Source organism: Olsenella sp. An290 (assembly GCF_002159535.1).
Classification (GTDB): domain Bacteria; phylum Actinomycetota; class Coriobacteriia; order Coriobacteriales; family Atopobiaceae; genus Thermophilibacter.
Window position 1 is genome coordinate 177,686 of the sequence record NZ_NFIU01000002.1, and the last position, 12,003, is coordinate 189,688.

Here is a 12,003-nt window from a genome sequence, read left to right on the forward strand (position 1 = left end):
TCTTCACACTTCATGCATCCAGAGCGTCCGATAGGTCCATCTATCTCGGCTTTTCCGATTCTCTATGATTCCAGACATGCCGTCCGTTACGGTGAGTCCGAACCCATTTTGGACAGCGTTTGGACGGCAGAAGTCGTTCATTTGGACAGACACTCGGGAGCTGGTTTCAATGGCAACATACTCGAAAGGCAGCCTGCGAGAGCGAAGCGAGGGGCACTGGCAGGCGCGTTTCTGCCGTACCGACAGAAACGGCTCGAGCATTGTAACCAGATCGTTCGAAGCAACCTCCCGCAGGGCGGCGACCCTCATCATGGAGGACATCAGAAGGGAGCTGATCGAGCAGGACGCCGACAGCGCATCGGATTGCAATCTCGTTGCATACATGCTGGATTACGTTGACGAGCGCGAGCGCTCCCAGCAGATAGAGCCGAGCACCGCAACCAACTACCACAGCTCCATCAAGCATCTCGCGCGCTATCTCGAGGGCTACTCAATCGGAGAGATGACATCGGAGAGCGTCATGGACGTGCAGGCGGGCCTGCTTGCCGACGGACTCGTCGCCGACACCGTTGCAAAGGACCATCGCTTCTTCAAACAGGTGATGGACTACGCCTGCGAGATGGGCCATATCCATCGCAGCCCCTTTAACAAGGCGACCAAGCCGCCGAAGCGTTGGAAGCCTCGTCCGAACGCGCTCGACGAGAGGAGCCGTTCGATGCTTTTATCCGTCCTGGACGCGTCCCCCACGACCAAGCAGAGCGTTGCGGCACGCCTCGGGCTGCTCGCCGGACTCAGAAGGGAGGAGGTCGCTGGCCTCAGGTGGGGCGACGTTGACCTCGTTGCCAACAGAATCAGAGTCGGTCGCGCCGTCGGGGTGTCGAACGGGAGACCCTATCTCAAGGGCACGAAGACCGAGGCAGGCGAACGGGAGGTCGTCCTCGAGAAGGGGCTCGCCGATACTCTGCGCTCCCTCAGGAGCTCTCTCGGGGTAAGCGCGCGGGAGGACCACTATGTCCTCGGAGACGGAGACTCGTTCTACACGCCCGATCGCATCACGAAGGACTTCACGTCGCTCGCCAAGGCGATGAACCTCATCGGAGCGGCTGGAAAGCGAGCTATGATGCACGACCTCCGCAACACGTTCGTACGGATACCATCAAGACTTTTGTGTACTTTCCGACAGCCTCATAGGCCCGCCATCCGGTGCGGCTACTCGTCCAGCAGGGTGACGTCCTGGTAGCGGCTCGAACTCCACTCGCTCTCCGCGACGCATTTCAGCCTCGCGGTCACGCGTATGAGGGCGAATCTCCGTCGGGGAAGGTGCCGGCCTCGCGCGTGCGCCTGCGGATCTCGCGGTTAAGGTGCTCGACGGCGTTGTTGGTGTGTATGCGCTGCCAGTGGTCGCGGGGGCCTGATATAAGTCAGCATCTCCGCGTGGCCGTCTTTACGACTTTGGCAGCCTTCCTCAGCTTGGATTTCTCGAGCTCGTTGGCTACCTCAAGCGTCTTGGTCTCGGAGGCCTCGCGCGACTCCATGACGTGGAGCGCCTTGGGCGAGGCAGCGACGCGGGCCTCTTGGACTTGGGTACCCTGGCCGACACGTTCCTGCAGAAGTGGACCGTACGCCTCTGATACACCGCGTCGGGAAAAGTCCGGCGATTGGGCTGACCATGCCGGCGGTCTTGTCGCTGGTGAACATCCTCATGCCGCGCGTTCCGCGCGACCTGAGTCACGAGAGGAACTCGCGCCAACACTCGGCAGATTCGGTTGACCTCTCGACGGCGCCCATGACCGCACGGCAGCCGTCGTCGTTGACGCCTATGGCCACCATCATGGCCACGTTCCCGTGGGAGCATCTCCAACTTCTTTTCAAGTGGATCTCGCCGACGTAAACGTAGGGGCAGACCCAATCGAGGAACCCGTTTCTCCACTCCTCGACAGAGGCGAAGGCCTTCTCTTGAGGTTGGAGAGGGTGGCCGCTGAGACGCTCGAACCCCACAGGATTTCGAAGATGCCCTCGATGATCCTGGCTGAGGTACCCGCGACGCACGTCTCGATCATCGCCTCTTCGACTGAGATCTCGCGGCGCCGCTACCTAACGCTCGATGATCGCCATGGTGAACCTTATGCCCTTGAGCCTGGGCATGCGGGATGTTGCCTCGCCGAAGCTCTTGGTCAGGCCCTGTCATAGTGGTAAACGCGGTGCGCCTCGGACTCGGCCGTGCGCTCGTAGCGCTCCGCGCCGACGAGGTCGTCCTCCTTGTCCAGAAGACCCTTCAGGGTGTCTTCGGCCGTTCTCCTGACGAGCTCGTGCAGGTCGGACTTCAGGCTCTCCTCGTTTAGCGTTTCGATTGGCTCGGGCATGGCTCTCCTCCAACATGTTACTCGCCTCGACAACTCGAATCATGCCGGGCAAGGCCGTGCCACCTTCCTGTCTGGACGCTATTCCGCTGTAAAAGTGCGCAAGCAATTGCACGTCACCGACCTAGGACGTCGAGAACGATAGACCGCTCGCGGTTGGAAAGGGATCACTCGGGGATATCCCCGAACGTCTCGATATTCTCGCCATTGCTGCGGCCAAGCTCTACTGCGGCGTCCCCGTCGTCAGGAACACCCAACGACGGCAGAGAGGGAAACGAATGTCGCGTTGACGAGTCGAGACATCAACTTCATCGAACCCCCTTGAGCTGGTACCATTTTCTCTGTCACCCTGCTGCCGCTACCTAGTGACCCATATCGAGTCGTCGTCGCGGACAGCGAGACTTCCAAATGTCTCATCAACTCTTTCAAGGAGTGGCATACTCTAGATTTCTACAATATCTTATGCGCACCAGGTGTCGTCGGTAGTCGTTTTCGCCGTTCATGCGAGGTACCTGTCAAGCAGGCCATCACGCTGCGAAACGAGTTTGTCAATCTGATGCTCAAGCTCTGTCTGGTCCTTGTCTGCCCGCTCTGCATAGTCGGCGAATTTCTGTTGGAGAGCGAGAGGCGGCAAGGGGATGGTGATTCTCCTTACGTCTTCTTGATTGATGCTTGCCTGGTGAGCAGCACGCTTTGCCATTTGCTCGACTTGCTGATGCGCCTCGTCACGAGAGAGGGCGAAAGCGACATAACGTGGAAGAGCAGCATTCTTTAACCTAATGCGCATCATGTTCGACTCGAAGACCGTAGGCTCGGTAAGCCCCTCAATGTAGGCAGTTTTGCCGAGATATGGCACGCTGTTCACTCTGTTCACAAGAAGATCGCCCTCATGCAACCCGTAGAGAGAGACCTCGTCGTCGGAACAATAAAGTCGTTTCAACACGTCCCACCTTGGGATTCCTCCGCTCGTAAACGAGTCGATACGGACTATCGGAACGCCACTGCCGTCCCGTCGGTAATGGCTTTGGGGCTTGTATAGCCCGTTCTGGGGATCAGTGCTGAAAAGGCTGCCAAGTGGCGTGTTTCTATCAGCCTGGCGTGAGACGTCGACAAAGAAATCCGCAACGTTGTTTTCAAGTTTCCGAACCTCGGTGCGTTTCGCATCAATCTCGCCCGAAAGCCGACTGAACTCCTCTACCAATGCCTGTTGCTCACCAAGGTTTGGAACTGCAAACCGGTAGTGTAGGATCTGCATCTTGTCGCCACGTGGCCTACCGGTACCAGTAAAGGTCGACATGTCGTAGTCGAAGAAGTCCCTCTGCCAAAGGAGCATGTGTAGGAACTCGGGCAGGACAACGTTCTCGTTCCTGCTGCGGAAGACCAATACATCCTTGGAGCACGCTCCATCGCGGTCGGCAAACCATATCTTCTGCAAGTAGGGACGGATATTCGAGACGAGCGTGTCCCTGGCCTTGTACGCAGTTCCAGATGTCGCTGGAGCGTCACCCTCGTAAGGCGTGATACCCTTCCGCCCCTTTGCCATGTTCTCAGTCGTTACGTAGTCGCCCAGGACAATCTCGGACTGGGGTACGCTCTTGGTAACATAGTAAGCCACGTCTCCCAATGTGCACACTGAGACACCTGAGATGAACTCACGCTGTCGATAGAAGGTCCTCGGCATCTTGAGTGCCTCGTCAAATTTATCGGCGTCGTAATCTATGAAGTCTGCAGTATCCGCATAGTAGAGCCATTGGGAGAGATCGCCAGGCTCGGCCTCCTTGCCCCCAAACCAGGCCCGTATTATTCCGCTAAGCTTGTCCTTGCCGCCGGCCGCAGGGCCATCGGAGTAGAGAACGCCCTCGCCGTCGAGGAGCTGGATTCCCTCGTTGCCCTTGCGGTTGCTCCACTTGTACCCCAGGAAGGAGGCCACTTCCTTGGTTGCCGTGGGAGAGTTGACCACCAGGGTTCGCTCACCCGAGACCAATCCCCAAACTCGTAGTCGCTTGCGCTCCTCCTCGTGCGCGTAGGCATAGAAACGCTCGTTCTCGAGCGTCTGCTTGCCCGCAGCATCCGAGGCCTTGTATGCCCTCGTCTTTCTCAGCGTCTTGAGCTCAGGAGAACCGACGAAAACTCGGAAATAGGTAACGAAATGGGGGACGCCTGACCACTCGGTCCAGTCCCTCTTGCTACAGACGAAGGTGCGATAGTCGTCCTCGCTCACCTTGACCTTCTTGAGGTAGGCGGCGAGGTCGTCCGCATCGCGCCAACCCTTGAGGTCCTTTCCGGCGAAGACGGCATCCACGAAGTCACAGGCGCTCGCTTCCCGCGTAGGCACCTCGTCGAAGCGCCGCATGAATAAAATTGCGACGTTGGTCCCAGTAGCCGCGAAGGTACCCGACCCGAACCTTGCTATGGCAACCAACTCGAAGGAGCTGAGCAACACGTCACGCGCGGCCACGAAGCTCGAGCTCGTCCCCTTGTCGAGGATGGAGCTGGGAAGGATGATGGCGGCGTAACCCCCTGGCCGCACCAGCTGGGCCGCGCGCTCGACGAAGAGGGTCTCTATCTCGGACCCGTTGTCGCTTATCTCGTCTAGTACCTTGATCTCGTTGTTTCGGAGCTTGAGGTGGGGCTTGAAGGCCGCAACAGAATAAGGTGGATTCGCGGCAAGGACGTCGAACCTGCCGGAGTCTTTGCGACTGTCGATGCCTTTGTCGGGATAGTTCTCCAGCCCGTCGCCGAAGACAATCTCACCCTGGCCAGCCCCATGCATGTAGAGGGCCACACGCGACACGCGGGCGAGCCGGTAGTCCCTCTCCACGCCCACCAGGTTGCCGCGAACCCAGTCGGCATCTCCCAGGCTATCCTCGAAGTAAGGGTCATATTGGCAGGCGGCGTTGGAAATCTCCTCGAACCCCTCGGTTAGGAAGTGCCCGGCCCCGCATGCGTAGTCGATGACGCGAGGATAGCGGACACCCTCCCCCTCATCGCGCACTAGCTCGTCAAGAGGGAGAGAGCGCCAGATGAAACGCGTGATAGGCATCGGCGTGAAGAACTGTCCCTCGTTCTGCTTGAAGCCCTGGTTCAATAGCTGCTCGAAGAGGTCTCCGAGGAACTGCACATCGCCAGACTCGACGATCCTATAAGGCTGGAGAAGCTGCACGACCTCCACGAGCACTTTCCCGTTCTGCAAGAAGAGCTCCTCGTTGTGCACGTCCTTGAAGGCGAAGTCGCTGTTCGTGTAGAACTTGAGCTTGCGCAGCGTCCCGTTGAGCTCCTCGATAAGACGCTTGCGCTCCTGCCCGGTGAAGCGGCTAACGACCTGATCGACGTAGTCGTTCGGGACGTAAAGCACATCCTCGCGCATAAGCTTGCGCATTCCCTCGGAGTGAAGCCTCTGGAGCCGGTCCTGCAGCGTCTCATAGGTGTCGCGCCCCTGGCGGTACTGGAACTCCACCTCCTGATTGGGGCCCTTGGAGAGCTCGTCCTGCAACTTGGCTATGAAGAGCGCCACGAGTCGGTTGAAAGCGTTCTCCTTATCAGATACGTTGTTGTGGCGCAGTATCTCCTCGAAGCGGTTGACGATTCGGTCCTCCGCCCGGAAGTCAACAAGGTCCTTCTTCAGGAGCGGCGGCACATCTGGATGGTAGGCCGTCGCGCGCCTCCCAAAGAGGATATCACCCTCAACCTGCTGGTTGTAGGTTTCCGTCCAGGTCTCGTGGAGTTGCTCGACCGTATGGGCGGCGCCGTAGAGCAGGATGGTGTCGTCGCGGCTCGCGAGTGACTTGAAGTTTTCGTCGTCCTCACAGCTGATGGAGCGCTGCTGGACGTTTATCTCGCCGTCTACAAAATCGCAAGCGTAGAGCACCAACCAGCGACAGGCGCGCTCTTGCTGCCAGTAGGAGAAGAGCTGACCACCGTCCGCCTGCATGGTCTTCCACTCATCGCGAAACTCGGTGCCGGGCGTCTTGCACTCGATGATGCAGAGCGTCTCGCCGTACTCGTCGTTCACGCATATGTCGGCACGTCCGCTTTTCTGCTCATGGCCGAGCGTCCACTCCCGCTCGAGCTCAAGGGATTCTGGCCGGTAGCCCTTGTCGAAGAGCTTGGCAACACAGACAAGAACTACGAAGTTCTCGTTGTCGGAGAAGTTGCAGGTTGTAGACTTGTTGACCTTGAAGCCATCATCAACCGGATAGATGATGCGCCTCTTGTCCATGTCCACCCTGATAGAGGCCCCTGAGTCCCAGACTTTGGAAAAAACGCCAGAGCTTTCGGAAGGCTGAAAACCCAAGGAGACAAGTGCATCGGATAGATTCTCCTGAGTAATCATCGCTAATCTCCAAACGACGAACGTGCAACCGCCGGAAGACGACCGACGCCTAATACGCACGCCAGGCAGCAGACGAAAGCGCCCCATTGCGTGCATGGACGATTATAACCCGAGAATCAATAAGCCTTGAGACATGCGTGCCAGCACAAGAGTAAAGGAAGAGGGCGATATATTCTCACCCTTTCTTCCACTGTCTCCGCTACGGACGCTCCATCAGGGCGGATCATGTCTGGGGCTACATACACTGAGGAAGGCTGAACTGTGCGAATGTTCCTTCCGCATCTCAAAAATGTAAGGCCTAGTAATTCAAAACAACTAGAGCCAGTCCCCGAGAGGACCGGCCCTTACAAAACCTCGAAGGTTTTTGCATCTGAACGCATCATGACATCAGCTTTGTGCCGCGTCAAGAACCCTCGCAAGAAACGCAAGATGGGACACAAGGGGGGTTCTGCGTCCCATAGCGCGCGATCGCGTCGTCCATCAGGGGACGGAGGCCAGCGATCGCGTCAAGCATCGCCGGAGCGGCGTGCTCGCCCGCAAGCATGTCATGCAGCGCCACGGTGGTCACGAGCTGCTGCGTTCGACGGTTGCGCAGCCTGGCTCGGCGGCCCTTGCTGTTGCGGATGTCGTGGGCGTTCAGCCACTCGAGCGCGACTCCCGAGGTTGCGTGCCTCGTCTCGCGCTCGGGCACGAAGCCGTTGCACAGGCAGCCCACATGGCTCGCGCAGTTGCGAACGGCCTTCACGTCCTTAAGAGCGTAGTGGATCTCCCGCCTCCCCACCTCCTCCCAGCGTTCAACGCAGAAGAGGTAAAAGGCGAGCAGCGTCCCAAACGGTACCACTTCCAACAGCACCCATACGGGCATGGCATCCCGGTAGTGGTCGATCAGCGACCCCGCGCACTCGTCCGCCTGGGAACGCGATACGAGATCGCGTCTCAGCCCCTCGCGGAAGCCGCGCGGCAGGGAGGACACGAAGTCGGCGACGATCCCGTAGCCGTCCTCCCCGCGTCTGGCGGCCTCGGACACGAGCCATGCCCTGACCGCGCGCTCGACATCCTTAGCCATGAGGCGAAACGTCTCACGGAGAACGTCGTCGAGAGAGTTCATATCCAAGAGGTCCCCGAAGTCGAGGCTCACGAACTTCCCGGCGTCGGGGCCGTCCTCATGGCGCTGGAAAAGCACCCGGTAGGCGGAGAGGTGCAGGTAGGTCTCGGCACTCGAAAGAATCTCGAGCGCACGCTCCTCCGCACAGCGCTCAAACGTGACGCCCTTGCCCCTGAGTAACTCAATCTGCTGCTCAGGAGTCGTTATGGGCTTAAGGGATAGCGCATCATGCACGCCGTCATCCATACCCCAAGCTGTGAGTTTCTTCGCATCATCCATCATGCAAGCAATTCTACCCCACGACCAGAAACTGAAGACAGCTTAGGAAAAGCAGTGCGGTCCGAGTTTGCGGGCTTTCACTTCTCTTACTGTATGGGCAATTGCATGCGGCAAATCGGGAAACAATGATGATTCGTCGATTCCAATCGCTTCGAGCTGACGCAGAATATCTTCTTTGCATTGATGGGGAACTATCAGGGAGAACGCACCCTGCTTCTCTAAGTTCCCATACAGATCACTGGTGGGACCAAAAAAGTAGTACTGCTTGTTAGGGTCAACGTGACTTATCGCCGGCTCAACGCGCAGCAAATCCATTCCGCAGACAATAAACGCCCCGCGTTGAGCGCCTATTCGAGGGTTGGTCCATTCTGGCAAGACAAACTGGTACGGAATTGTTAGATGTACCAAAAGTCGCTTCACCGTATCAGGCATTATGTGATGCGGAGTAACCGGGTACCTTGCTTTTACCTGATCCAATGCAGCATCCAGGTCACACTTTACAGCGCAGAAATCAAAGCAAAAGTCGACAACCATACTTATGAAGGGGTCAGATCCCCATGACGTGGGCATTTTGGGAAAAACAAATACTTGGCCATCCGCATCTTTAGGTCCTCCGCATGCAAAATACAACCCCACTAACGGATTGGTCGTCACGTCAAGCAACCTTGTAGGCATCCCATAATGCTGGAGCAAAGCCAGTTGCTGCAATCTGCTACCCGTAAAATCATCCGGACGGTACCGCCTAATTGAGGTAAGCAATACGTTCTCGCTATCGAGAAGCCCCTCACGAAACAAACTTGGAGACAATTCCCACTTGCTATCCGATTGGCCTCTATAAAAAGTGACTCCGTTCACCCCATTGATCAGGAAGTCCCGATTTGACGCGTTGTCTACGATAGCCAGGTAGTCACTAACGCTACTAATTCTGCAAGATTCCTGATCGCGTGCTTCCAATTAATGGGGCTCCATTCTTGATGGCGGCTTGAGTAACAGCCAAGATATTATCCTGCTGGATCCTACGAGAAAAGGCTATTTCTCGCGTATGCCATGAACAACCATGGAATATTGGTGTAGATAAAACGTCTCCCCGAAGCCATGTAACTCAAGTCCATGCATAACTTGATTTTCCACATCGTCCGGTAAATCCCGCCGAATTTGGACAGCTGTTTGGACACCATTTGGACAGATACGAAAACAGCTCAGAGCGAACATGCTCTGAGCTGCGAAAGTTTGGTGGGCGTTACAAGATTTGAACTTGTGACCTCTTCCGTGTCAGGGAAGCGCTCTCCCCCTGAGCTAAACGCCCTTGATGTTCCGCTGCGTTGGGGACCGCAGCGCGAGGAGTATCTTAGCAAGAATCCGCTCCGCCGTGCAAGCCCCAATTTTGACTTTTTTGAAAAACGCTCGGGGACTTGGGGCCGCAGGCCCAACGTGGGTAGGAGCGCGCGTCACGGCGTCGGGTGCGACCCCGATTGCGCTCCAGCCGGAATAGTATACAAATCAGGCTCCGAACCTGAAAAAACGGGGCCGTGCTGGCCAAATTTGCATGCTATTCCGCCGTACCGCTCCGGCCGCCCGCGCACGGCCGGCCTTCCGTGGCCTGCCAAGATCTCCGCCGAGTGCGCGCGCTCCGGGCATCCCTGAAGCGCACTCGGCGGATTTTTCTATCCGCGCGGACACAGGTTTTGTCCGCTGCGCACCGCCCGGCGCGCACTCGGCGGAATTCTTGTCAGCGACTCGGGAGCCGGCGCGCACCCGCAGGCACCTGTGTCCGCACCGTCAGCACCCTCGGCCGCCGTGGCCGCGCGACCCTCCCCGCCCTCGCGGGGCTACTCCCCCTTTGGAGCGGCGGGCTTCTTCTTGGCCGCGGCCGCGGCCGCGGCCTTGCCCGCGGCGATTCGCGCCTCGACGTCCGACCCCTTCCCGGCGCCGCCCTTGCCCGAGGCGGCCGCGAGGGACGCCTTCCCCGTCCCTGGACCGGCCGTCTTCTTGGCGGGCGCGGCCGACCCCTTCTTGGAGCCCGGGCGCACCGTGACGCCGCCCGCGCGCGCGGAGCCGTGGCGCTTGCCGGGGCCTCCCGCCACGAACTCGCGCACCCGACGAAACGCCCGGCGCCAGCGCCGGTTGATGGACTCCCCGCTCGCCGAGCGCATGCCCATGCAGGGCGCGGCGATAAGAACCGGCAGCAGGTACTCAACGGCGCGCCAGATGACGAAGCCGGCGGAGAGGTGGACCCCGTACATCCCGCCGAAGAGGTAGGCAAAGCCCACCTCGGCGCCGCCCGTGCCGCCGGGGAGCGGCACGGCGTTGATGAGGAGCTCGAGCATGGAGCCGGAGGCCAGGCACACGAGGAAGTCGGCGGGCTCCCCGAAGGAGCGGAGCACGAACCACGGCAGCGCGTACATGCACCCCAGCTGCAGAAGCGTCACGAGCATCGTGAGGAGCATCTCGCGCACGTTGGCCGCCGAGCGCTTGAAGGCAGTCGAGAACTTGACCACCTGCGTGTTCACGACCTCGTAGTAGTGCTCGTACTTCTCGTCCTTGAGCCAGCCGCGACGGTTGGCAAAGCGCAGCGCCCAGTTGCCGATGGCGACGACCGGTCGCGGGCACAGGCACAGCACCAGCATGGCACCCACCTGGACCACCTTGAAGCCAAAGAGGAAGAGGCCGATCAGGGTGACGTCGCCGAAGGTCTCGTAGAAATAGCTCCCGCAGAAGACGAGCATGATGGCGGCAAAGACGCCCTCGCCCGCCTCGTAGAGCACGGTGCGCGTGAAGTTGAGGGCGCTCGCCTCGCCCACGGAGAGCCCCGCGCGCGTGAGGCGGTAGATCTGGGCGGGAGGGGCGCCGGCGCTGTTGGGCGTGAGGCGCATGAAGAAGACGCCCGAGGCCTCGACGCTCATGAGGTCGCGGATGCCCACGGGGTTGTCCGGGTCCGCGATGATCGAGAGCACGTAGGCAAGGACGCCGAAGACGTAGTAGAAGAGGAAGCAGACGATCCCCGCCACGATCCAGGCCATGTCGACGCCCGCAAGCGACGACACGAACTCGTCGACCTGTCCGGTGAACACGAGGTAAAGGGCATAGGCCACGGCAACGAAGCCCAGGAAGATGACGGTCTTTCTCACCTGTCCCATGGACTTCTTGTCGGCGGCGCGATCCTCCGCGGGCACGGACCTCAGGGCCGAGACCTTGAGGGGCACCTTCTTCTTGGCCGACGCCTTGGCAGCCGAAGTCTTGGCGGCCGACGCCTTCGCGGCCGACGTCTTGGCGTCCGCCTTGGCCTCATCCGGCCTCTGGGGGCTCTTCTTCTCTTCTGCCACGCACACGCTCCAGACGTCTGACGGGGATTCGCGTCACCCTAGTGTAACGCGGCCGCGCGCGCCGCGGCACGCAGCGGGCGGCGAGCGGAGAACGAACAGGCGCGGGCCTAGGCCTGCTCGCGCCAGCCCTTGGCCACGTCCACCCAGCCGTGCGCGCCCGAGAAGCGCTCGAGCTCCTCGCAGGTGAGCTCGATGGCCGAGTTGGAGCTCCCCGCCGCGGGCCACACCGTCTCGAAGCGGCGAAGCGACTCGTCGAGAAAGACCTCGACCCCCGCCTCCACGCCAAAGGGGCAGACCCCGCCCACGGCGTGGCCCACGAGCTCCTCGGCCTGGGCGGGCGCGAGCATCCGGGGCTTTGCGTGAAACGTCGCCCTGAAGGCCTGGTTGTCGATCCGCGCGTCGCCGGCGAGGACCACGAGCGTGGGCGTATCCCCCACCATGAAGCTGAGCGTCTTGGCGATGCGCGCGGGGTCGGTGCCCACCGCCGCCGCCGCGAGCTCGACGGTGGCGCTCGAGGCGTCGAACTCCCGGACGCGGCCCTCGGCGCCAAAGCGCGCCAGGTGCGCGCGGGCCCTCTCTATTGACATACGCCCTCCTCAGATT

The 12,003-nt window shown here is 59.9% G+C and carries 8 protein-coding genes and 1 tRNA gene; 1 reads left to right on the forward strand and 8 read right to left on the reverse strand.

Annotated features, from left to right (window positions below; all coding sequences use genetic code 11):
• Positions 1–310: 310 nt before the first annotated feature.
• The gene (locus B5F84_RS02325) at positions 311–1,240 is read left to right on the forward strand and encodes a phage integrase SAM-like domain-containing protein (protein WP_158094458.1); all 930 of its coding nucleotides are present in this window, start codon (positions 311–313) and stop codon (positions 1,238–1,240) included.
• A 488-nt stretch (positions 1,241–1,728) separates the two neighbouring features.
• Here B5F84_RS02325 and B5F84_RS09435 read toward each other — a convergent pair whose 3' ends face one another.
• The 8 genes from B5F84_RS09435 to B5F84_RS02370 all read right to left on the reverse strand — a co-directional run bounded on the left by B5F84_RS09435 (position 1,729) and on the right by B5F84_RS02370 (position 11,987).
• Positions 1,729–1,998 carry a transposase gene (locus B5F84_RS09435; RefSeq protein WP_158094459.1) on the reverse strand — a complete coding sequence of 90 codons (270 nt, stop codon included), beginning with the start codon at positions 1,996–1,998 and terminating at the stop codon, positions 1,729–1,731.
• Between the two features lie 176 nt (positions 1,999–2,174).
• The gene (locus tag B5F84_RS02340) at positions 2,175–2,363 is read right to left on the reverse strand and encodes a hypothetical protein (protein WP_087320277.1); all 189 of its coding nucleotides are present in this window, start codon (positions 2,361–2,363) and stop codon (positions 2,175–2,177) included.
• A gap of 496 nt (positions 2,364–2,859) precedes the next feature.
• On the reverse strand, positions 2,860–6,579 hold the full coding sequence (locus B5F84_RS02345; protein WP_158094460.1) for an N-6 DNA methylase: 3,720 nt from the start codon (positions 6,577–6,579) through the stop codon (positions 2,860–2,862).
• Positions 6,580–7,096: 517 nt separating this feature from the next.
• Positions 7,097–8,077 carry an Abi family protein gene (locus B5F84_RS02350; RefSeq protein WP_158094461.1) on the reverse strand — a complete coding sequence of 327 codons (981 nt, stop codon included), beginning with the start codon at positions 8,075–8,077 and terminating at the stop codon, positions 7,097–7,099.
• Positions 8,078–8,119: 42 nt separating this feature from the next.
• Entirely contained in the window at positions 8,120–8,932 is an 813-nt protein-coding gene (locus tag B5F84_RS02355; RefSeq protein WP_158094462.1) for an FRG domain-containing protein, read from the reverse strand.
• Between the two features lie 376 nt (positions 8,933–9,308).
• Positions 9,309–9,383, reverse strand: a tRNA-Val gene (locus B5F84_RS02360).
• A 523-nt stretch (positions 9,384–9,906) separates the two neighbouring features.
• On the reverse strand, positions 9,907–11,400 hold the full coding sequence (locus tag B5F84_RS02365; protein ID WP_239378189.1) for a lysylphosphatidylglycerol synthase transmembrane domain-containing protein: 1,494 nt from the start codon (positions 11,398–11,400) through the stop codon (positions 9,907–9,909).
• 107 nt (positions 11,401–11,507) lie between these two features.
• On the reverse strand, positions 11,508–11,987 hold the full coding sequence (locus tag B5F84_RS02370) for a YbaK/EbsC family protein (RefSeq protein ID WP_087320284.1): 480 nt from the start codon (positions 11,985–11,987) through the stop codon (positions 11,508–11,510).
• Positions 11,988–12,003: the final 16 nt, after the last annotated feature.